The organism is Streptomyces sp. CB02959 (assembly GCF_002803155.1).
Classification (GTDB): domain Bacteria; phylum Actinomycetota; class Actinomycetes; order Streptomycetales; family Streptomycetaceae; genus Streptomyces.
This window is the reverse complement of the sequence record NZ_NNBP01000005.1, coordinates 233,656-254,519: the sequence shown is the minus strand read 5'-3', so window position 1 is coordinate 254,519 and position 20,864 is coordinate 233,656. Positions and strand designations below refer to the sequence as shown.

Here is a 20,864-nt window from a genome sequence, read left to right as displayed (position 1 = left end):
GCACCCCGCGGTCCTGTCGCGGCCTCCGGGCCGGTCCGGCCCCTCGCCCTCGCGGGCGGGGGGCCGTTGCCATGTCCGCGGCGGCGCCGTACAGTGCGCGGACCAGCGAACTGACGCTCCGTCAGGACGCGGGTAGGCAACCGGTCGTCGAAAGAGGAGCGGACCCATGCGTCTCGGTCTGGCACTCGGCTACTGGGGCCGCGGCCCCGACCCCCGGCACCTCGAACTCGCCCGCGAGGCCGAGCGCCTGGGCTACGACTCGGTGTGGACCGCGGAAGCCTGGGGCTCCGACGCGTTCACCGCGCTCACCTGGATCGCCGCGCACACCTCCCGGATCAAACTGGGCACCGGCATCGCCCAGATGGCCGCCCGCACCCCCACCGCCACCGCGATGCACGCGCTCACCCTGGACCACCTCTCGGGCGGGCGGGTGCTGCTGGGCCTGGGGCTGTCCGGGCCGCAGGTCGTCGAGGGCTGGTACGGCCGCCCGTTCCCCAAGAGCCCGCTGACCGCGACCCGGGAATACGTGGCGGTCATCCGCCAAGTACTGGCCCGCGAGGGCCCGGTGACGGTCGACGGCCGCTTCCACCCCCACCCGTACCAGGGCCCGGACGGCACCGGCCTGGGCAAGCCGCTGAAGCCCATCACCCATCCGCTGCGGGCCGACCTGCCCGTCCTGCTGGGCGCGGAAGGGCCCCGGAACATCGCCCAGACCACCCGGATCGCGGACGGCTGGCTGCCGCTGTACTGGTCGCCCGCCCGCCCCGAGGTCTACCGGGAGTCGCTGGCCGACGCCCCGGAGGGCTTCCTGATCGCCCCCATGGCGCGCGCCGTGGTCTGCGACGACATCGCCGAGGGACTGCTGCCGGTCAAGGCGATGCTCGGCTTCTACATCGGCGGGATGGGGCACGCCGCCAAGAACTTCCACGCCGACCTGATGGCGCGGATGGGCTTCGCCGAGGAGGCCCGGCGGGTGCAGCGGCTCTTCGCCGAAGGCCGCAGGGAAGAGGCGGTACTGGCCGTTCCGGACGCCTTCGCCGACGAGATCTCGCTGGTCGGGCCCCGGGAGCGGATCGCGGAGCGGCTGGAGTCGTGGCGCGCGGGACCGGTCACCGACTTGCTGGTGACCGCCCCCGATCCGCGGACGCTGCGGGTGCTGGCCGAGCTGAACGGCTAGGCGCTGCGCTGGGCTTCTTCCCACGTTGTCGGCTGCGCCGAGCCTCGTCGTACGTTGTCGGGTTTCCCGCCGTTGCGCCTGCGGCGGGCGTTGCCGCTGCGCGGGGCTGATCGGCCGCGGTGCCGGGGGTGCGGGGTGGGGGTGTGCCGGACTGCTTCGCTTTACGTCCGGCACACCCCCACCCCGCACCCCCGTCCCCTCCCGTATGTGGGTGGGAAAGACAGGTGGGTGGGGCCCGAGGTGAGCGGTCCCCTTCCGGTCGTTGCCCGGCCGTCACTGGACCACTGGGCGATGCCGGCCCGGCTGCACCATGCCCACGGACCGCACCAGCCCGCTCACATCAACCCCACTCACTCGTATTCCCCCCATACGGGAGGGGACGGGCCGGAGGGGGTGGTGTGCAGGACGTAAAGCGCAGCAGTCCTGCACACCATCCCCGCAGGCCCGGCACCGGCACCCGACAGCCCCGCGCAGCGGACAACCGCCCGCCGCAGGCGCAACGGCGGGAAACCCGACAACGTACGAGGCAGCCCCGTGCATCGGACCCGCTACGCGCCGCAGGCGCACCAGGCAAACGCCCCACGGCGGGACGGCCGACAACGTGGGAAGCACGACCAAGCGCAGCGGCCCGTCAGCCCCCGCTCAGCTGCGAGGCGCTGGGGACCTGGTTCGTCACCTCGGCGCCGTTCTTCTTCCCGACGTCCTTGACGTTGTTGATGACGTTCTGGAACTGGTCGACGTCGCCTGTGCCGGCCTCGCCCTTGCGGAGCTTGGTGCCGAGGTTCTTCAGCGACTCGATGCCGCTGTTGAGCGGGGCCAGTGCCTTGGCGAGGGTCGGGTCGCCCTGGGCGTTGCGCACCGCGGCCTTGAGCCGGTTGTAGGTGAAGACCCCGGCCAGGCCCGCCTTGACCAGCGCGGTCTTGCGGTGGCTGGCGCCCGGCTTGAACCCTCCGGCCTTGTACGGCTTGATGATCCACTGGTAGGTGGCGCCGGCCGCCAGCCCGGCGTTGGCCACGAAGCGGGTCTTGGCGAACTTCTGCTTCTCCACCGAGCTGGTGGGGCTGGGCGAGGCGCTGGGTGAGGCGCTGGCCCCACCCTCGCTCTTCTTCGAGCCGCCGCAGGCGACGGCGCCCAGGGTCAGCGTGCAGACCAGCGGCAACGCGATGACGGCCCTGCGCAGGGCGGCGCGGTTGCGGACGGGGGACTGCGAAACGGTCACGGAGCGCCTCCGGCGGGCTCGGTTCGGCTGGGGAGCATCGTCCGCAGCCTGTCCCGCCCGCCGGAGCGCCGCCACTCGGAAACGGCCGTATGGGGGTGGCCCGTTGCCCGGGCGGGTGCACGGCGCCCGGGGCCGGGGGCTACCGGCAGCAGTCCGGCGCCAGCCCGGTCGGCAGCCGTTCGCCGCCGAAGACCGAGGTGGTGGCCTCGTCACCGCCCAGCGCGGCCACCGCCAGCAGCACCGAACCGGCCGTCCAGGACGTCAGCTCCTGCGGCCAGACCGCCTCGTCCTCGAAGACGTAGCCGGTCCAGTACATGCCGTTCTCGGCGCGCAGGTGCTGGATCCAGCGGAGGATCGTCACGGCCCGGTCGGACTCCCCCATCGCCCAGAGCGCCAGTGCCAGTTCCGCGCTCTCGCCGCCGGTGACCCAGGGGTTGGGCACCACGCAGCGCACTCCCAGGTCGGGGACGACGAAGCGGTCCCAGTCCGCGTCGATCCGCTCCCGGGCCGCCGCGCCGCGCACCGCTCCGCCCAGGACCGGGTAGTACCAGTCCATGGAGTAGCGGGACTTGTCCAGGAACCGCTCGGGGTGGTGGCGTATCGCATGGCCGAGGCGGCCGAGGGCCAGTTCCCAGTCCGGCTGCGGCTCCTCGCGCTGCTCGGCCATCGCCAGGGCGCAGCGCAGCGCCTGGTAGACGGAGGACGAGCCGGTCAGCAGCGCGTCGCGGACGGGTGTGCCGTCGTCCTCGCGCTTCCAGCCGATCTCGCCGCCGGGCTGCTGGAGTTCCAGGACGTACCCGATCGCCGCGTGCACCGCCGGCCACATCCGGTCCAGGAAGGTCTCGTCCCCGGTGGACAGGTAGTGGTGCCACGCCCCGACCGCGAGGTACGCGCAGAAGTTGCTCTCCCGGCCGCGGTCGGTGGGGGCACTCGCGTCGCCGTCGGCGTAGGCGGCGTACCAGGAGCCGTCCGGGTTCTGGTGCCGGACCAGCCAGTCGTAGGCGGCCTCGGCGCGCTCGTGTTCGCCGGCCGCGTCCAGCGCCATGGCGGCCTCGGTGTGGTCCCACGGGTCGAGGTGGTGGCCGCGGAACCAGGGGATGGCGCCGTCCGTGCGCTGGGTCGCCAGGATGCCGGCGACGGTTTCGGCGGCCTGTTCGGCGGTGAGCACCCCCGGCAGGACGAGCCGTTCGGTACGCCCGGGACTCGTCACTTGGCGGCCCCGCGGGCGGCGGCCGGCTTGGTCGCGGACCGGGTGCGCTTGGCGGCGGGCCGGGCGGGCTCGGCGGCGGCCGGCTCGGCGGCGGGCTCCGCGGCCCCGGTCTCGTCCCCCGACCCGGGCAGGTGCGGCTTGGTGGCGTAGGCGACGAAGCTCTTGCCGATGAGCGGGTTGAGGGCCTGCTCGGCGAGGCGGGTGGCCAGCGGCTTCTTCATGATGTCCCAGACCAGCAGCTTGTGGTACGCCTTCACCGGCAGCGCCTGGTCGTTGTCCACGCCGAAGGCGCACTTCAGCCACCAGTACGGGCTGTGCAGCCCGTGGGCGTGGTGGGTGCCGTAGGGCTCCAGGCCGGCTTCCCGCATCTTGCCGAGGAGTTCGTCGCCGCGGTAGATGCGGATGTGGCCGCCCTCGACCTCGTGGTAGGCGTCGCTCAGTGCCCAGCAGACCTTCTCGGGGCCGTAGCGCGGCACGGTGACCGCGATCCGGCCGCCGGGGCGCAGCACCCGGACCATCTCGGCGAGCACGCCCTTGTCGTCGGGGATGTGCTCCATCACCTCGGAGATGATCACGACGTCGAAGCTGTCGTCGGGGAACGGCAGCGCGAGGGCGTCCCCCTCCATGGCGACCGCGGAGGCGCCCGCCGGGGCCTCGCCGGCCTCCTTCATCGCGGCGAACCACTTGGCGACCTCGCGGATCTCCTCGCCGTTCCGGTCCAGGGCGACGACCTGCGCGCCGCGCCGGTAACACTCGAACGCGTGCCGGCCGGCGCCGCAGCCCAGATCGAGTACGCGGTCGCCGGGAGCGAGCGGGAAACGGGAAAAGTCGACGGTCAGCACGGCGTTTACGCTTTCGTCCGGCGGTCAGGGGCGGGGTGAAGTGCGGCGTGGGCTCCGGGAGGGCGGCATGGTGCGGTTCACCGGCGGCCGGTGGCCGTCGAGGCGGCGGAGCGGCCCGCCTGACGGGCGATCGCCTCGCGGTAGCGCTCGGCGGTGCCGATGGCCGCCTGCCGCCAGGTGAAGCGGGCCAGTACCCGCTCCCGGCCGGCCGCGCCCAGGCGGCGGCGGAGCCCCTCGTCGCCCAGCAGCCGGAGCAGGCCGGCGGCGAGCGCCCCGGCGTCGCCCGGTGGCACCGCGAGGCAGGTCTCGCCGTCCGGCCCGGCGACCTCGGGGATGGCGCCGCCGGTGGTGGCCAGCAGCGGGGTGCCGGTGGCCATCGCCTCGGCCGCGGGCAGCGAGAAGCCTTCGTAGAGGGAGGGCACGCAGGCGATCTGGGCGCCGCGCACCAGGTCGACGAGGTCGGCGTCGCTGATGCCCTTGACGAACTCGATGGCGCCGGACAGGCCGAGCCGTTCGATGGCGGCGGCGACCGGTCCGTCGTCGGCCCGCTTGCCGACCACGACGAGGTGGGCGTCGGGGTTCTCGGTGCGCACCTTGGCCAGCGCCTCGACGAGGTGGATCAGCCCCTTGAGGGGGACGTCCGCGCTGGAGGTGGTGACGATCCGGCCGGGCACCTCGGGGACGGCCGGGTCCGGGGAGAAGAGGTCGGTGTCGGCGCCGATGTGGACGACGTGGATCCGGCCGGGGTGGACGCCGAGGTCCTCGACGATCTCCTGGCGGGACGAGCCGGAGACGGTCAGCACCGACGGCAGCCGCCGGGCCACCCGCTTCTGCATCCGGGTGAAGCCGTACCAGCGGCGGACCGAGGCGCGGCGCTTCCAGTCGTGCGCGGCGGCCAGGTCGAGGCGCCGGTCGACGGTGATGGGGTGGTGGATCGTGGTGACCAGGGGGGCGCCGAGCGCCTCGGGGCCGCCGAGCAGGCCGTAGCCGAGGGTCTGGTTGTCGTGGACCACGTCGAACTGGCCGCGGCGGGCGGCGAGATGGCGCCGGGCGCGGAGGGAGAAGGTCAGCGGTTCGGGGAAGCCGCCGGTCCACATCGTGGCGACTTCGAGGCCGTCGATCCAGTCGCGGAACTCGTCGCGCCCGGGGGTGCGGAACGGGTCGGGCTGCCGGTAGAGGTCGAGGCTGGCCAGCTCGGTCAGCGTCACGCCCTCGTCGAGGACGGGGTAGGGCTGGGCGCCGATGACCTCGACGGTGTGGCCGAGGCGGGCCAGTTCGCGGGAGAGGTGCCGGACGTAGACGCCCTGTCCGCCGCAGAACGGGTTCCCTTTGTACGTGAGCATGGCGATGCGCAGGGGGCGCTCACGGTCCGTCGGAGCGGAGGCCGAGGGGGTCTCCGCCGGGCGGGGCGCGGCTGCCTGGACGGCCTCTGCGGTCACGCACGGCCCCCTTCTCACTGGACTTTCGCCGGAGCGTAACCGCTGGCGGTAATCTAGAACAAGTTTCAGAACTGAAAAGCTACTGATCAGTTCACCGAGTTTCGAATCTACCGGCCGGGAACGGAGCAAAAAGAGCCACACCAGGTGATTCGCGCCACGGCACGGGCCCTGCCATGCTGTGCCGATCGCACCACCGGCGCTCACCGCATCGCGGACGGAAAGCCATGGAATGGGACACATGACTACGGAATCCAAGGCGGCCAGGCCGGCGCTTCCGGCGAGTCCTCCCCTGACCGAGCGTCAGGAGGCCCGGCGCCGCCGCATCCTGCACACCAGCGCCAGGCTGGCCAGCCGCGGCGGCTTCGACGCCGTCCAGATGCGCGAGGTGGCCGAATCCTCCGGCGTCGCCCTCGGCACCCTCTACCGCTACTTCCCGTCCAAGGTGCACCTGCTGGTCGCCACCATGCAGGACCAGCTCCAGCACATGCACGAGACGCTGCGCAAGCGCCCCCCGTCGGAGGAGGACCCCGGCGCCCGGGTCGCGCAGACCCTGATGCGGGCCTTCCGCGCCCTCCAGCGCGAACCGCACCTGGCGGACGCGATGGTGCGCGCGCTGACCTTCGCCGACCGGTCGGTCAGTCCCGAGGTGGACACCGTCTCCCGGCTGACCACGGCGATCATCCTGGACGCCATGGCCCCGCCCGTCGCCCACCACCACCCTTCGAAGGAGCTGGCGCGCCCCTCCGTCTCGCCCACCCCCGAGCAGCTCTCCGCGGTCCGGGTCATCGAGCACACCTGGCACTCGGCGCTGATCACCTGGCTGTCCGGACGGGCCTCGATCGCCCAGGTGAAGATCGACATCGAGACGGTCTGCCGGCTGATCGACCTGACGGCCCCGGGCCGGGCACAAGACGGCCGGCCTCCCTCCGCATAACCGCCCGCCGCCTACGGGTAGTAGGCCCGCAAGGGGTCCGCCCGCCCCCTACAGGCCGGACCGCCCCACCCCTTACGGGCCCCGCTCCCGCCCCCGCTCACTCGTCCGGCGGGAAGACCGCCTCCCCGCCCTCCGCCGCGGTGATCGCGATGGCCTCCACCGGGCACCCCTCGGCCGCCGCCAGCACGCCGTCCGCGGCCTCCGTCTCCGGTTCGACGGGGTGCGACTGCCGTGCCGCGTCCAGGCGGAACCGCTCCGGCGCGGTCCCGGCACACAGCCCGGAACCGATGCAGACCCGCCGGTCCACCACCACCCGCCAGCGCTCCGCCATCAGGCACCCGCCGGCAGGTGGATCATCTTGTGCTCCAGGTACTCGGCGAACCCCTCGGGCCCGAACTCCCGCCCGATCCCGGAGTTCTTGTAGCCGCCGAACGGCCCGAGCATGTCGATGCTGAAGGTGTTCACCGAGTACGTCCCGGTGCGCACCCGCCGCGCGAGGTCGACGCCGTGCTCGGTGTCCGCCGTCCACACCGACCCCGACAGCCCGTACTCGGAGTCGTTGGCGATCCGCACCGCCTCCTCCTCGTCCCCGTACGGCAGCAGGCAGATCACCGGCCCGAAGATCTCCTCCCGGGCGATCCGCATCCCGTTGTCGACCTCGCCGAAGAGCGTCGGTTCGACGTACCACCCGGTCGGCTGCCCCTTCGGCCGGCCGCCGCCGGTCAGCACCTTGGCGCCTTCCTTCTGCCCCAACGCGATGTAGTCCAGCGAACGCTGCTGCTGGCGGCGGGCGACCAACGGCCCGAGTTCGGTGGCCGGATCCAGCGGGTCGCCTACGGTCAGCGCGCCCGCCGCGGCGGCGAACCGCTCGGCGATCTCGTCGTAACGGCTGCGCGGGGCGAGGATCCGGGTCTGCGCCACGCACGCCTGCCCGTTGATCATCCAGGCGAACGGCATGATCCCGGCCACCGCCGCGTCCAGATCCGCGTCCGGCAGGATCACCGCCGCCGACTTGCCGCCCAACTCCAGCGTCACCCGGGTGAGGTTGCGGGCCGCGACCTCCATGACCCGCTTGCCCGCCGCCACCGATCCGGTGAACGACACCTTGTCCACGCCCGGGTGCCCGACGAGGTACTCGCTCACCTCCCGGTCGGCCGGCAGGATCGACAGCACCCCCGCCGGCAGTCCGGCCTCCGACACGATCTCCGCGAGCAGATACGCGTCCAGCGGGGTCTCCGGCGAGACCTTCAGCACCACCGAGCACCCGGCCAGCAGCGCCGGCGCGAGCTTGGCGGCGGCGGTGAACTGCGGGACGTTCCACGGCACGACGGCCGCGACCACCCCCACCGGCTCCCGGCGCACCAGCAGCGGCCCCAGCACCCCGGCCCGCCGCTCCTCGAACGTGAACTCCCGTGCCACGGTGAGCGCCGCGTCCCACACCAGCATCGCGGCCAACGACTGCACCATCACGCCCGAGGTGACCGGCGTCCCGTTCTGCGCGCCGATGACCCGCGCGAACTCCTCGCTGCGCACCGCGAACGCGTCCTTGATGCGGGTCACCACCGCGATCCGCTCGTCCAGGGGGGCGTCGGCCCACACCCCGGACTCGAAGGACGCCCGGGCCGCGGCCACCGCCCGGTCGACATCGGCCCGCGCGGCGTGCGGGACCCGGCCGATGACCCGTTCGGTGTGCGGCGAGACGACCTCGATCGTGTCCGGCCCGGCCGGATCGACCAACTCACCGCCTATGTAGAGCTTTCCGTGCTCGACGAGGTCGCTCATAGCTGGCCGCCTCCCGACGGTCTCGACGGATCACGCTCTCGACGGACGATGATTTCTGACGCTCCATCAGAATCACGTACCACCAGAACTGATACCAGTTCCACCCCGCGGAGTCCACGCCGCGACCCGAATCCCAACACCCGCCGCCGGCAGGGCAGTCACTCTGTCAATGAAACGCGTTCTAGTTATAGTTGAGGCGACAACGGCACAGGAGAGGGCGGGACCCATGGCACCGCAGGTGATCGACCACAAGGGCGGGGTGTGGAGCATCGCCGTCCCCATCCCCGACAACCCCCTCGGCCACACCCTCGTCCACCTCCTGGAGACCGACCGCGGCCCGGTCCTCATCGACACCGGCTGGGACGACCCGGACTCCTGGGACACCCTCACCGCCGGCGTCACCGCCTGCGGCTTCGACCCCACCGACCTCCACGGCGTGGTGATCACCCACCACCACCCCGACCACCACGGGCTCTCCGCCAAGGTGCGGGAGACCTCCGGGGCCTGGATCGCCATGCACGCCGCCGACGCCGAGCTGGTCCGGCGCAGCCGCGCGGCCGCACCGGGGCAGTGGCTCGACTACCTGCTCGTCAAACTCACCGCGGCCGGGGCGCCCGACGACCACCTGGAGCCCCTGCGGGCCGCCCGCGCCGCCGGGCGCGGCCGGAAACGCCCCGGGCCGCGGGCCGCACTGCCCGACCGGGCCATCGAACCCGGCGCACTGCTCGACCTCCCCGGCCGCCGGATCCGCGCGATCTGGACACCGGGCCACACGCCCGGCCACGTCTGCCTCCACCTGGAGGAGGCCCACCCCGCACAGCGGGACGCCCCCGCCGCCACCCGCCCCACCGGCTTCGGCCGGCTCTTCTCCGGCGACCACCTCCTCCCCGGCATCACCCCGCACATCGGCCTCTACGAGGACCCCGACGACGTCGCCGCCGACCTGCTCGACCGCGGCGACCCGCTCGGCGACTACCTCGACTCCCTCGAACGCATCGCCCGCCTCGCGCCGGCCGAGGTGCTGCCGGCGCACCAGCACGCCTTCCCGGACGCGGCCGGCCGCGTCCGGGAGCTGATCGCCCACCACGAGGAGCGCCTCGCCGACCTCCGCACGCTGCTCCACGAGCCGCTCACCGCCTGGCAGCTCGCCACGTCCATGCAGTGGAACCGCCCCTGGGAGCAGATCCCGCCCGCCTCCCGGAACATCGCCGTCTCCGAGGCCGAGGCCCACCTCCGCCACCTGGTCAAACGGGGGCACGCCGAGCCGGTCGCCGACTCGGCGCCGGTGCGGTACGTGGCGGTCTAGCCGGGCCCCGGCGGGGCGGGGGCGGGGCGGCGGGCGCGGTGGGGGCGCTCCCGTCGCACTCCGATGCGCGCCCCACCGCCGTCGGGCCCGGCGTTAAGGTGTGCGGGACAACTTCATCCGTACCCGATCGGGGGAAGCCGGTGGAAATCCGGCGCTGACCCGCAACCGTGAGCAGGCCGCCCCGCGGCCCTGTAAGCCGGAGCACCCGATGGGGCACGACCAAGGCTCCCGCCACCGGACCCTCCCCCACTCTCGACTTCGCTTGAGCGGGGGACCCCCATCCCGCTTCTGCGGCTGGCCGGTGCGCGACACCGTCGAGGTATGCGGAACTGAGCCCGGTGCCACCGCGCCGCACCCCGGGGTGCGGCGGACGGTCGCCCGAGCGCGGCTGACGCTCCGCATCCCGCCGTGACCCGACCGACCCGAGAGGCACCCACCCGATGGCCCGCATGGCCCCCACGGCTGCGCCGCAGCCGCACTCCGCCGCCCCCCGAGCGCGCCGCGCCGCCACGGCGCTGGCCGCCGTGGCGACCGCCGCCGTGCTGGCCGGTGCCGCGGCCCCGGCCGCCTACGCCGACGGCCCGGCGGCGCCGTCACCGCAGAAGCTGCCGAAGGGGCTGTACGGGAGCGCGGATCCGCAGTACGACGGCGTGTGGCGGCAGTCGCTGGCGCTGCTGGCGCAGCACACCGTCGGGGTGCGCCCGGCGGCGTCCGCCGTGGACTGGCTGGCGGGCCAGCAGTGCGCCGACGGCGCGTTCACGGCGTTCCGGGCCGATCCGGGCAAGGCGTGCGACGCCGGCACGATGCGGGACACCAACCAGACGGCCGCGGCGGTCCAGGCGCTGACCGCGCTCGGCGGGCACGGCGAGGCGGTGCAGAAGGCCGTGGGGTGGCTGAAGTCCGTCCAGCACACGGACGGCGGCTGGAGTTCGATGCCCGGCGCGGAGGGCGGCGCGGACAGCGACGCCAACTCCACGGCCGTGGTGATCGGGGCGCTCGCCGCGACGGGCGCCAAGCCGGAGTCGGTGACGGCGAAGGGCGGCAAGTCGCCGTACGACGCGCTGCTCGGCTTCCAGCTCGGGTGCGACGCGAAGGAGGCCGAACGCGGGGCGTTCACCTTCCAGCTGAAGAACGCCGCGCCGAACGCCGACGCGACCGCGGCCGCGATCACCGCGGCGCTGGGCAAGGGCTTCGTCGTGGCGCCTGCGGGGAAGGCCGCGGACCAGCCGGTCAAGGCACTGGACTGCGCGAAGGGCGGCGTGTCGGGCAGCGGGGCGGATGCCCGCGCGGCGGTCGCGGACGGCGGCGCCGGCTGGCTGGTCGGGCAGTTGGACGCCGGTGGGCAGCATCTGAAGTCCGCGATGCCGGGCGCCGAGCAGCAGCCCGACGTCGGCAACACGGCGGACGCGGTGGTCGCGCTGGCGGCCGGCGGGCACGGTGCGGCCGCGCAGCAGCCGCTGGCCTGGCTGGAGAAGAACGCCGCGGGCTGGGCGAAGCAGCACGGCCCGGCCGCGTACGCCCAGCTGATCCTCGCCGCGCACGCCACCGGCACCGACCCGCGGTCCTTCGGCGGCACCGACCTGGTGGCCGCGCTCAACGCCACCGGCCCCGCGCCGGCCGGCAACAGCGCCGCGTCGCCGGCCGCGGACGACGACACCAAGGACGCCAAGGACAGCGACGGCGGCGGCATCGGGATGTGGTGGGTGATCGGCGTCGGGCTGGCCATCGGCGCCGGTGTCGGCTTCCTGATCAGCGGCCGCAACAAGAACAAGACCGGGCTGTGATGCGGGCGCGGCGGACCGCCGGGGTGCTGCTGCTGGCGGGGGTGGTGGCCGGTCTGGGCGCCGGGCCCGCGCAGGCGCAGCAGTACCGGTACTGGTCGTTCTGGGACGGGAAGCCGGCCGCGGCCGGCGCCGCCGCTTCGTGGGGGTACGCCACGGAGGGGCCCGGTACCGCGCGGCCGGCCGACGGCGCCGTCGTGGGGTTCCGCTTCACGGTGAGCGTCGATTCGGCGAAGGCGGCCGGACCGCGCACCGCCCCGGACTTCGCCGCGCTCTGCGACCGGACCCCGGCCCGGGCCGGTGCCAAGCGGGTCGGCGTGGTGATCGACTTCGGTACCGCGGCGGACGCCCCGTCGGGTGAGCGTCCGCCGGCGGGCCGGACGGCCTGTGCGCAGGTCCCGGCGGACGCCTCGGCGGGCGAGGCGCTGGCCGCGGTCGCCAAGCCGCTGCGGTACGACGCCGATGCGCTGCTGTGCGGGATCGCGGGCTATCCGCGGTCGGGCTGCGCGGAGCAGGTGGCCGGTGGCGGGGCGGAGTCGTCGGCGGCGCCCAAGGCCCCGAGCGCCGCGGGCAAGGACGCCGGCGGCGGACCGTCGGCCGGTCTGGTCGGCGGGATCGGGGCCGTGGTGGTGCTGGGCGCGGCCGGCGTGTGGCAGGCGCGCCGGCGGCGCGGATGAGCGCGCCGCGCGCCACCCGGAGTACCGCACTGCACGCGGGCGCCTGGTGGGTGTGGGCGCTCGGCCTGGCGACCGCGGCGTCCCGGACCGGCAATCCGCTGCTGCTGGGGCTGCTGGCGGCGGTGGCCGGCTACGTCGTGGCGGTGCGCCGGACGGATGCGCCGTGGGCGCGGTCCTACGGGGCGTTCGTCAAGCTCGGGTTGATGGTGCTGGGCATCCGGTTGGTCTTCGCGTTCGTGCTGGGTTCGCCCATCCCCGGGACGCACACCTTGGTGACGTTGCCCGAACTCCCGCTGCCCGACTGGGCGCAGGGGGTCCGGGTGGGCGGCCGGGTCACCGCGGAGGGCATGGTCTTCGCGCTGTACGACGGGCTGAAGCTGGCCGTGCTGCTGATCTGCGTGGGGGCCGCGAACGCGCTCGCCAACCCGGCCCGGTTGCTCAAGTCGCTGCCCGGTGCGCTGTACGAGGTGGGGGTGGCGGTGGTGGTCGCGATGACCTTCGCGCCGAATCTGGTGGCGGACGTGCAGCGGCTGCGGGCGGCGCGGCGGTTGCGCGGTCGGCCGGACCGCGGGGTGAAGGCGCTGCTCCAGGTCGGGATGCCGGTGCTGGAGGGGGCGCTGGAGCGGTCGGTGGCGTTGGCCGCGGCGATGGACGCCCGGGGGTACGGCCGGACCGCGCAGGTGCCGCCGGCGGTGCGGCGGTTGACGTCGGTGCTGACGCTGGGCGGGCTGCTCGGGGTGTGTGCGGGGTCGTACGGGTTGCTGGGTGATGCCGGCGGGGGTTACGGGCTGCCGCTGTTGCTGGTCGGACTGGTGGCGGCGCTGGCCGGGCTGTGGCTGGGGGGCCGGAGGTCGGTCCGTACCCGCTACCGGCCGGAGTCGTGGGGGCTGCGGGCCTGGCTGGTGTCGGGGTCGGGGGTCGCGGTGGCGGCGTTGATGATCGCGGCGAACGGGTACGCGCCGGGGGCGCTGCATCCGTCGGCGGTGCCGTTGGCGGCGCCGGTGCTGCCGCTGTGGCCGGCGTTGTCGTTGCTGGTGGGGCTGGTGCCGGCGGTGGTGGCGCCGGTTCCGGTGCGGGCCGGGGGCGGCGCGCCGACCGGCCGGACCGCCCCGTCCGGCTCGTCCGCCTCATCTGACTCGTCTGCCATGTCTGACTCGTCTGCCGCATCTGCCGCGTCTGCCGCGTCGGCCCGACGCTCCGATCCCGGTCCGTTCACGAAGGAGCCCACCCAGTGATCCGCTTCGAGCAGGTCTCGGTCACCTATGGGGACGCCGCCGCGCCGGCCGTCCAGGGGGTCGATCTGACCGTGCCCGAGGGGGAGTTGTGCCTCCTCGTCGGCCCGTCCGGGGTCGGCAAGTCGACCCTGTTGAACGCGGTGTGCGGGCTGGTGCCGCACTTCACCGGCGGCACCCTGCACGGCCGGGTGACCGTCGACGGGCGGGACACCCGGACCCATCCGCCGCGTGAACTGGCCGATGTGGTCGGCACGGTGGGCCAGGACCCGCTGGCGCACTTCGTCACCGACACCGTCGAGGACGAGTTGGCCTACGGCATGGAGTCGCTGGGGCTGGCGCCGGACGTGATGCGCCGACGGGTCGAGGAGACCCTGGACCTGCTGGGGCTCGCGGAGCTGCGGGACCGGGCGATCGGCACGTTGTCGGGCGGGCAGATGCAGCGGGTGGCGATCGGTTCGGTGCTGACCGCCCACCCGAAGGTGCTGGTGCTGGACGAGCCGACGTCGGCGCTGGACCCGGCGGCCGCGGAGGAGGTGCTGGCCGTACTGCAGCGGCTGGTCCACGACCTGGGGACGACGGTGCTGATGGCGGAGCACCGGCTGGAGCGGGTGGTGCAGTACGCGGACCAGGTGATCCTGCTGCCGGGGCCGGGTGCGGCCCCGGTGATGGGCGAGCCGGCCGGTGTGCTGGCCGCGTCCCCGGTGCGGCCGCCGGTGGTGGAACTGGGCCGGCTGGCCGGCTGGTCGCCGCTGCCGCTGTCGGTGCGCGACGCCCGCCGCAGGGCGGCGCCGTTGCGGGAGCGGTTGGCGGCGGTGGCCGCGCCGTCGCCCGGCCCCGCGGCGGCACCGGCGGACGCGGAACCGGTCGCCGCGGTCGAGGGGCTGGGCGTCCACCGGGACCGTACCCCGGTGCTGCACGGGGTCGGGCTGACGGTCCGGCCGGGCGAGACGGTCGCCTTGATGGGGCGCAACGGGGCGGGGAAGTCGACGTTGCTGCGCACGCTGGTGGGGATGCACCAGCCGGCGTCGGGGTCGGTGCGGGTCGGCGGGCTGGCCCCGCACCGGACCCGGCCGCGGGATCTGGTCCGCCGGGTCGGGTTGGTGCCGCAGGAACCGCGTGACCTGCTGTCGGCGGACACCGTGGCGGCCGAGTGCGTCGCGGCGGACCGGGACGCGGGCGCGCCGGAGGGCAGTTGCCGGGAGCTGGTGGCCCGCCTGCTGCCGGGGGTGCGGGACGCGGCGCATCCGCGGGATCTGTCCGAGGGGCAGCGGCTGGCGCTGGCGCTGGCGGTGGTGTTGACCGCGCGGCCGCCGTTGCTGTTGCTGGACGAGCCGACCCGGGGGCTGGACTACGCGGCCAAGGCCCGGTTGGTCGAGGTGGTGCGGGGGCTGGTGGCCGAGGGGCAGGCGTGCGTGTTGGCCACCCATGACGTGGAGCTGGCCGCCGAGTTGGCGCACCGGGTGGTGATCCTGGCGGACGGCGAGGTCGTCGCCGACGGTCCGACCGAGGACGTGGTGGTCTCCTCCCCCGCGTTCGCCCCGCAGGTCGCCAAGGTGCTGGCGCCGCTGCCGTGGCTGACCGTGGCGCAGGTGGCCCGTGCGCTGGACGGGGCTCCGTCGTGACGGCGGCCGCGCGGCGGGTGCGGGCGGTCCGGCTCGGTCCGCGGTCGGTGGCCGCGCTGTGCCTGGTGTCGGCGATCGGTGTGGTGGCTTTCGGGTGGCCGTTGTTGGCCGGTTCCGGTTCGGGGTTGGCGCATTCCCAGGACGCGCCGTGGCTGTTCGCCGCGCTGTTGCCGTTGTTGCTCGCGGTGGTGGTGGCGACCGTCGCGGACGCCGGTCTGGACGCGAAGGCGATCGCCATGCTCGGTGTGCTGGCCGCGGCGGGGGCCGCGCTGCGGCCGCTGGGTGCGGGGACCGCGGGCATCGAGCCGATGTTCTTCCTGATGGTGCTGTCGGGGCGGGTGCTGGGTCCCGGTTTCGGTTTCGTGCTGGGGTCGGTGGCGATGTTCGCGTCGGCGCTGCTGACCGGCGGGGTCGGGCCGTGGATGCCGTTCCAGATGCTGTCGATGGGGTGGGTGGCGATGGGCGCGGGCCTGTTGCCGGGGCCGGACCGGTTGCGCGGCCGCCGGGAGCTGGCGCTGCTGGCGGGGTACGGGGCGGTGGCGTCGGTCGGCTACGGGCTGGTGATGAACCTCCAGGGCTGGCCGTACATCGGGGGGTTGGCGTCGGGCGTGTCGTTCGTGCCGGGTGATCCGCTCGCCGCCAATCTGGCGCGCTACCTGGCGTACTGCCTGGCCACGTCGCTGGGGTGGGATCTGCCGCGGGCGGTGGTCACCGTCGTGCTCACGTCGACGCTGGGCGGCACGGTGCTGAAGGCGCTGCGCCGGGCGACGCGGCGGGCGGCGTTCGAGGCGCCGGTGGCGTTCGCGGATCCGGCCGGGCCGCCGGGCAGGCCCTCGGAGCCGGCCCGGCCCTGATCCGCCGGACCGGCCCTACAGCCGCTGGATGATCGTCGCGGTCGCCAGTGCCCCGCCCGCGCACATGGTGATCAGGGCGAACTCCTTGTCGCGGCGTTCGAGTTCGTGGAGCGCGGTGGCCAGGAGGCGGGCGCCGGTGGCGCCGACGGGGTGGCCGAGGGCGATGGCACCGCCGTTGACGTTGACCTTCTCCAGGTCCTGGCCGAAGACCTGGGCCCAGGACAGCACGACGGAGGCGAACGCCTCGTTGATCTCGACCAGGTCGATGTCCTTGAGGGACATGCCGGCCTTGCCCAGGACGGCCCGGGTGGCGTCGATCGGCCCGTCGAGGTGGAAGTGCGGGTCGGAGCCGACCAGTGCCTGGGCGACGATGCGGGCCCTGGGCTTGAGGCGGAGGGCGCGGGCCATCCTCTTGGAGGCCCACAGCAGGGCGGCGGCGCCGTCGGAGATCTGGGAGGAGTTGCCGGCGGTGTGGACGGCGGTGGGCATCACGGGTTTGAGGCCGCCGAGCGCCGCCATGCTGGTGTCGCGGAGTCCTTCGTCGCGGTCGACCAGGCGCCACATGCCGTGGCCGGCGGCCTGTTCCTCTTCGGTGGTGGGGACCTGGACGGCGAAGGTCTCGCGCTTGAAGCGCTCCTCGGCCCAGGCGGTGGCCGCGCGTTCCTGGGAGAGCAGGCCGAGCGCGTCGACGTTCTCGCGGGTCAGGCCGCGGTGGCGGGCGATCCGTTCGGCGGCCTCGAACTGGTTGGGCAGGTCGACGTTCCACTCCTCGGGCCAGGGCTTGCCGGGGCCGTGCTTGGAGCCGCTGCCGAGGGGGACGCGGGACATCGCCTCGACGCCGCAGCCGATGCCGATGTCGATGACGCCGCCGGCGATCATGTTGGCGACCATGTGGTTGGCCTGCTGGGAGGAGCCGCACTGGCAGTCCACGGTGGTGGCGGCGGTCTCGTAGGGGAGGCCCATGGCGAGCCAGGCGTTGCGGGCGGGGTTCATGGACTGCTCGCCGGCGTGGGTGACGGTGCCGCCGACGATCTGCTCGACGCAGTCGGGCTGGATGCCCGTACGGGCGAGGAGTTCGCGGTACGTCTCGCCCAGGAGGTAGGCGGGGTGGAGGTTGGCGAGCGCACCTCCGCGCTTGCCGATGGGGGTGCGTACGGCTTCGACGATGACGGGTTCCGCGGCCATGACTCAACTCGTCCTCTCCTCGCGTCCGTGGGCGTCCCGACGCCCACGGAGGGAAGAACTAGTACGCGTTCTAGTTCTGCGAACAGTCTCATGAGCCGTCCGGTATGGCGCAAGAGGGCTGCAACGCCCTTGTGCGCAAGATGTGTTGCCGTGGCCCTTGCCACTTGTAGAACTCGTTACTACCTTCACCGCGACCCGCATCTGATGGTCCGTCAGACCTTGTCGGGTGACGGTACCGTCAGGGCGTCCGACGTCAGCTCGACCAGGAGTCGCCGATGCACTGCCCCGCGCTGCCCGAAGGGTTCGACTTCACCGATCCCGACGTCTACCAGTCCCGGGTCCCGCTCCCGGAGTTCGCGCGGCTGCGGCAGACCGCGCCCGTGTGGTGGAACGCCCAGCCGCACGGCCTCGCCGGCTTCGACGACGACGGCTACTGGGTCGTCACCCGCCACCAGGACGTCAAGGAGGTCTCCACCAGACCGGAGGTCTTCTCGGCCAATCTCAACACCTCGATCATCCGGTTCAACCAGGGCATCTCCCGCGACCAGATCGAGGTCCAGAAGCTGATCATGCTGAACATGGACCCGCCGGAGCACACCCGGGTCCGGCAGATCGTGCAGCGCGGCTTCACCCCGCGGGCCATCCGCGCCCTGGAGGAGGCGCTGCGCCACCGGGCCGAGCACATCGTCGAGGAGGCCCGGCACAAGGGCTCCGGCGACTTCGTCACCGACGTCGCCTGCGAACTCCCCCTCCAGGCGATCGCCGAACTCATCGGCATCCCGCAGGAGGACCGGTCCCGGATCTTCGACTGGTCGAACAAGATGATCGCCTACGACGACCCGGAACTCGCCATCACCGAAGAGGTCGGCGCCAACGCGGCCGTGGAGCTGATCTCGTACGCGATGAACCTCGCCGCGGCCCGCAAGGAGTGCCCGGCACAGGACATCGTCAGCCGGCTGGTGGCGGCCGAGCACGAGGGGAACCTCGGCTCCGACGAGTTCGGCTTCTTCGTGCTGCTGCTGGCGGTGGCCGGCAACGAGACCACCCGCAACGCCATCACCCACGGCATGCACGCCTTCCTCACCCACCCCGACCAGTGGGAGCTCTACAAGCGCGAGCGGCCGGAGACCGCCGCCGAGGAGATCGTGCGGTGGGCGACCCCGGTGGTCTCCTTCCAGCGCACCGCCACCCAGGACACCGAACTGGGCGGCGCGCGGATCAAGAAGGGCCAGCGGGTCGGGATCTTCTACTCCTCCGCCAACCACGACCCCGAGGTCTTCGACCGCCCCGAGGTCTTCGACATCACCCGCGACCCCAACCCCCACCTGGGCTTCGGCGGCGGCGGCCCGCACTTCTGCCTGGGCAAGTCGCTGGCCGTACTGGAGATCGACCTGATCTTCAACGCCCTCGCGGACGCCGTGCCCGGGATCTCCCTGGCCGGCGACCCGCGACGGCTGCGCTCCGCCTGGCTCAACGGGGTCAAGGAACTCCAGGTGCACTACCGCTGAGGGAGAGCACCGCCAGGGCGAGCACCTCCAGGACGCCGACGCTCAGCAGCGCCACCACCAGGCGGCACCGCAGCGTGCGGTAGGCGCTCTCGTATTCGGTCCGCAGCGACGCGCTGCGGACCGCGATGCGCTCCAGATAGGAGCGGGACATCTCGCGCTGCTCGCGGCAGTAGTGCCGGACGACGTCCTCCCGCTGGGAGTCGGTGAGCCAGGGCAGCCGGTCGCAGAACTCCGCCGCCTGGCCGCGGGCCCGCTCCTTTTCCGCCTCCCACAGCAGATAGCCCTCGATCTCGTGGATGGTCCGCGCCGTCCGGAGGTCCTCTCCCCCGCCTGTCTCCTCGGCCATGGGGATGTCCTCACGCCTCGATCGCGGACGCGATGTCCGGGTGGTGCAGGTCGAATGCCGGGGATTCGGAGCGAATACGCGGCAGAGACGTGAAATTGTGCCGCGGCGGCGGACAGGACGTCACCCACTCCAGCGAACGGCCATAGCCCCACGGGTCGTCCACCTCGATCTTCTCGCCGTACTTGGCGGTCTTCCAGACGTTGTAGAGGAACGGCAGGATCGACATGCCCAGCAGGAACGAGAAGATGGACGAAACCGTGTTCAGGGTGGTGAATCCGTCGGCGGCGAGATAGTCGGGAATGCGGCGCAGCATGCCCTCGGCACCCAGCCAGTGCTGGACCAGGAACGTGCCGTGGAAACCGATGAACAGCGTCCAGAACGTGATCTTGCCGAGCCGCTCGTCGAGCATCTTGCCGGTGAACTTCGGCCACCAGAAGTGGAAGCCGGCGAACATCGCGAAGACGACCGTACCGAAGACCACGTAGTGGAAGTGGGCCACCACGAAGTACGAGTCGGAAATATGGAAGTCCATCGGGGGCGACGCCAGGATGACGCCGGTCAGACCACCGAAGACAAAGGTGATCAGGAAGCCGACCGCCCAGAGCATCGGCGTCTCGAAGGACAGCGAGCCCTTCCACATCGTGCCGATCCAGTTGAAGAACTTCACACCGGTCGGAACGGCGATGAGGAACGTCATGAAGGAGAAGAACGGCAGCAGGACACCTCCGGTCACGTACATGTGGTGCGCCCACACCGTCACCGAAAGGCCGGCGATGGAAATCGTCGCGGCGATCAGACCGATGTAACCGAACATCGGCTTCCGGGAGAAGACCGGGATGACCTCGGAAATGATGCCGAAGAACGGCAGGGCGATGATGTACACCTCCGGATGGCCGAAGAACCAGAAGAGGTGCTGCCAGAGCAGTGCGCCGCCATTGGCCGCGTCGAAGATGTGCGCGCCGAATTTGCGGTCCGCCTCCAGGGCGAACAGCGCGGCGGCCAGCACCGGGAAGGCGAGCAGGACCAGCACACCGGTCAGCAGCACGTTCCAGGTGAAGATCGGCATCCGGAACATCGTCATGCCCGGGGCGCGCATGCAGATGATGGTGGTGATGAAGTTGACCGAACCGAGGATCGTGCCGAAGCCGGAAAAGGCCAGACCCATGATCCACATATCGGCGCCGGCACCGGGGGAATGCACGGCGTCGGAGAGCGGCACGTACCCGAACCAGCCGAAGTCCGCCGCCCCTTGCGGCGTCAGGAATCCGCCCACCGCGATCAGCGACCCGAAGAGGTAGAACCAGTAGGCGAGCATGTTCAGCCGCGGGAACGCCACGTCCGGCGCGCCGATCTGCAACGGCATGATCCAGTTCGCGAATCCGGCGAACAGCGGCGTCGCGAACATCAGCAGCATGATCGTGCCGTGCATCGTGAACGCCTGGTTGAACTGGTCGTTCGACAGCAACTGGTGGCCGGGCCGGGCGAGTTCGGCGCGCATCAGCAGCGCCAGCAGACCGCCGAGGCAGAAGAAGGCGAAGGCGGTCACCAGGTAGAGCGTGCCGATGGTCTTGTGGTCGGTGGTCGTCAGCCACTTCACCGGGTTCCGCGGCGCGGCGGACCGCGCCGCGCCGGGCGGTTGCGCGGCGGACCCGGCCGCCGGTGACGACAGTGCGGGGAGCTTCATGCCCCGTAGGTGTCCGCCTCGCCGTGGAACGTCACCGCCGGCGGGCCGCGACGGCCGTCCCGA

General features: G+C 72.9%; 18 protein-coding genes and 1 riboswitch. Of the genes, 9 read left to right on the top strand and 9 right to left on the bottom strand.

The features are described from left to right. Window positions 1–166 precede the first annotated feature (166 nt). A complete protein-coding gene (locus CG747_RS10975) occupies window positions 167–1,177 on the top strand; it encodes an LLM class F420-dependent oxidoreductase (protein ID WP_100601482.1) in 1,011 nt (336 codons plus the stop codon). 631 nt (window positions 1,178–1,808) lie between these two features. On the opposite strand, the gene CG747_RS10970 is transcribed toward CG747_RS10975, so the two are convergent. The 4 genes from CG747_RS10970 to CG747_RS10955 form a co-directional block, all read right to left on the bottom strand. Then, on the bottom strand, window positions 1,809–2,396 hold the full coding sequence (locus CG747_RS10970; RefSeq protein ID WP_100601481.1) for a hypothetical protein: 588 nt from the start codon (window positions 2,394–2,396) through the stop codon (window positions 1,809–1,811). A 139-nt stretch (window positions 2,397–2,535) separates the two neighbouring features. Beyond that, window positions 2,536–3,606: a prenyltransferase gene (locus CG747_RS10965; protein WP_100601480.1), complete on the bottom strand. Its 1,071-nt coding sequence runs from the start codon at window positions 3,604–3,606 to the stop codon at window positions 2,536–2,538. Beyond that, a complete protein-coding gene (locus tag CG747_RS10960; protein WP_100601479.1) occupies window positions 3,603–4,448 on the bottom strand; it encodes a class I SAM-dependent methyltransferase in 846 nt (281 codons plus the stop codon). Before CG747_RS10960 ends, CG747_RS10965 begins: the two co-directional genes overlap by 4 nt. Before the next feature lie 77 nt (window positions 4,449–4,525). Next, window positions 4,526–5,887 carry a glycosyltransferase family 4 protein gene (locus tag CG747_RS10955; protein ID WP_100601478.1) on the bottom strand — a complete coding sequence of 454 codons (1,362 nt, stop codon included), beginning with the start codon at window positions 5,885–5,887 and terminating at the stop codon, window positions 4,526–4,528. A 238-nt stretch (window positions 5,888–6,125) separates the two neighbouring features. On the opposite strand from CG747_RS10955, the gene CG747_RS10950 reads away from it, so the two are divergent. After that, on the top strand, window positions 6,126–6,821 hold the full coding sequence (locus CG747_RS10950) for a TetR family transcriptional regulator (RefSeq protein WP_100601477.1): 696 nt from the start codon (window positions 6,126–6,128) through the stop codon (window positions 6,819–6,821). Between the two features lie 97 nt (window positions 6,822–6,918). Here the strand turns inward: CG747_RS10950 and CG747_RS10945 are convergent, their stop codons facing one another. Continuing rightward, window positions 6,919–7,152 (bottom strand): ferredoxin, encoded by a 234-nt coding sequence (locus tag CG747_RS10945; protein WP_100601476.1) that lies wholly within the window; start codon window positions 7,150–7,152, stop codon window positions 6,919–6,921. Then, complete coding sequence (locus CG747_RS10940; protein ID WP_100601475.1) at window positions 7,152–8,603, bottom strand: aldehyde dehydrogenase; 1,452 nt, start codon at window positions 8,601–8,603, stop codon at window positions 7,152–7,154. Before CG747_RS10940 ends, CG747_RS10945 begins: the two co-directional genes overlap by 1 nt. Window positions 8,604–8,829: 226 nt before the next feature. Here CG747_RS10940 and CG747_RS10935 point away from each other — a divergent pair, with 226 nt between their 5' ends. The 6 genes from CG747_RS10935 (at window position 8,830) to CG747_RS10910 (ending at window position 16,078) form a co-directional block, all read left to right on the top strand. Further along, the gene (locus CG747_RS10935; RefSeq protein WP_100601474.1) at window positions 8,830–9,909 is read left to right on the top strand and encodes an MBL fold metallo-hydrolase; all 1,080 of its coding nucleotides are present in this window, start codon (window positions 8,830–8,832) and stop codon (window positions 9,907–9,909) included. 97 nt (window positions 9,910–10,006) lie between these two features. Continuing rightward, window positions 10,007–10,137, top strand: a riboswitch (cobalamin riboswitch). A gap of 221 nt (window positions 10,138–10,358) precedes the next feature. Next, window positions 10,359–11,693 carry a prenyltransferase/squalene oxidase repeat-containing protein gene (locus tag CG747_RS10930; RefSeq protein WP_100601594.1) on the top strand — a complete coding sequence of 445 codons (1,335 nt, stop codon included), beginning with the start codon at window positions 10,359–10,361 and terminating at the stop codon, window positions 11,691–11,693. Further along, window positions 11,693–12,367 carry an SCO2322 family protein gene (locus CG747_RS10925; RefSeq protein ID WP_100601473.1) on the top strand — a complete coding sequence of 225 codons (675 nt, stop codon included), beginning with the start codon at window positions 11,693–11,695 and terminating at the stop codon, window positions 12,365–12,367. The genes CG747_RS10930 and CG747_RS10925 overlap by 1 nt, the downstream gene beginning before the upstream one ends. Further along, window positions 12,364–13,602: a CbiQ family ECF transporter T component gene (locus CG747_RS10920; protein ID WP_308303770.1), complete on the top strand. Its 1,239-nt coding sequence runs from the start codon at window positions 12,364–12,366 to the stop codon at window positions 13,600–13,602. Before CG747_RS10925 ends, CG747_RS10920 begins: the two co-directional genes overlap by 4 nt. Continuing rightward, window positions 13,599–15,224, top strand: coding sequence for an ABC transporter ATP-binding protein (locus tag CG747_RS10915; RefSeq protein ID WP_100601471.1), 1,626 nt, complete (start codon window positions 13,599–13,601; stop codon window positions 15,222–15,224). The genes CG747_RS10920 and CG747_RS10915 overlap by 4 nt, the downstream gene beginning before the upstream one ends. Next, the gene (locus tag CG747_RS10910; RefSeq protein ID WP_100601470.1) at window positions 15,221–16,078 is read left to right on the top strand and encodes an ECF transporter S component; all 858 of its coding nucleotides are present in this window, start codon (window positions 15,221–15,223) and stop codon (window positions 16,076–16,078) included. The genes CG747_RS10915 and CG747_RS10910 overlap by 4 nt, the downstream gene beginning before the upstream one ends. Before the next feature lie 15 nt (window positions 16,079–16,093). Here the strand turns inward: CG747_RS10910 and CG747_RS10905 are convergent, their stop codons facing one another. Continuing rightward, a complete protein-coding gene (locus CG747_RS10905) occupies window positions 16,094–17,263 on the bottom strand; it encodes a steroid 3-ketoacyl-CoA thiolase (RefSeq protein WP_100601469.1) in 1,170 nt (389 codons plus the stop codon). A 275-nt stretch (window positions 17,264–17,538) separates the two neighbouring features. Here CG747_RS10905 and CG747_RS10900 point away from each other — a divergent pair, with 275 nt between their 5' ends. Further along, a complete protein-coding gene (locus tag CG747_RS10900; RefSeq protein WP_100601468.1) occupies window positions 17,539–18,771 on the top strand; it encodes a cytochrome P450 in 1,233 nt (410 codons plus the stop codon). Here CG747_RS10900 and CG747_RS10895 read toward each other — a convergent pair. Further along, on the bottom strand, window positions 18,743–19,117 hold the full coding sequence (locus CG747_RS10895; protein WP_100601467.1) for a hypothetical protein: 375 nt from the start codon (window positions 19,115–19,117) through the stop codon (window positions 18,743–18,745). The genes CG747_RS10900 and CG747_RS10895 overlap by 29 nt on opposite strands. 10 nt (window positions 19,118–19,127) lie before the next feature. Beyond that, window positions 19,128–20,801 (bottom strand): cytochrome c oxidase subunit I, encoded by a 1,674-nt coding sequence (gene ctaD / locus CG747_RS10890; protein WP_100601466.1) that lies wholly within the window; start codon window positions 20,799–20,801, stop codon window positions 19,128–19,130. Window positions 20,802–20,864: the final 63 nt, after the last annotated feature.

What these genes read in the sequence shown, in the direction of transcription:
- CG747_RS10975 (WP_100601482.1), top strand. Translation starts at nt 167, where the DNA reads ATGCGTCTCGGTCTGGCACTCGGCTACTGGGGCCGCGGCCCCGACCCC.
- CG747_RS10950 (WP_100601477.1), top strand. Translation starts at nt 6,126, where the DNA reads ATGACTACGGAATCCAAGGCGGCCAGGCCGGCGCTTCCGGCGAGTCCT.
- CG747_RS10945 (WP_100601476.1), bottom strand. Translation starts at nt 7,152, where the DNA reads ATGGCGGAGCGCTGGCGGGTGGTGGTGGACCGGCGGGTCTGCATCGGT.
- CG747_RS10940 (WP_100601475.1), bottom strand. Translation starts at nt 8,603, where the DNA reads ATGAGCGACCTCGTCGAGCACGGAAAGCTCTACATAGGCGGTGAGTTG.
- CG747_RS10935 (WP_100601474.1), top strand. Translation starts at nt 8,830, where the DNA reads ATGGCACCGCAGGTGATCGACCACAAGGGCGGGGTGTGGAGCATCGCC.
- CG747_RS10930 (WP_100601594.1), top strand. Translation starts at nt 10,359, where the DNA reads ATGGCCCCCACGGCTGCGCCGCAGCCGCACTCCGCCGCCCCCCGAGCG.
- CG747_RS10925 (WP_100601473.1), top strand. Translation starts at nt 11,693, where the DNA reads ATGCGGGCGCGGCGGACCGCCGGGGTGCTGCTGCTGGCGGGGGTGGTG.
- CG747_RS10920 (WP_308303770.1), top strand. Translation starts at nt 12,364, where the DNA reads ATGAGCGCGCCGCGCGCCACCCGGAGTACCGCACTGCACGCGGGCGCC.
- CG747_RS10905 (WP_100601469.1), bottom strand. Translation starts at nt 17,263, where the DNA reads ATGGCCGCGGAACCCGTCATCGTCGAAGCCGTACGCACCCCCATCGGC.
- CG747_RS10900 (WP_100601468.1), top strand. Translation starts at nt 17,539, where the DNA reads ATGCACTGCCCCGCGCTGCCCGAAGGGTTCGACTTCACCGATCCCGAC.
- CG747_RS10895 (WP_100601467.1), bottom strand. Translation starts at nt 19,117, where the DNA reads ATGGCCGAGGAGACAGGCGGGGGAGAGGACCTCCGGACGGCGCGGACC.
- ctaD (WP_100601466.1), bottom strand. Translation starts at nt 20,801, where the DNA reads ATGAAGCTCCCCGCACTGTCGTCACCGGCGGCCGGGTCCGCCGCGCAA.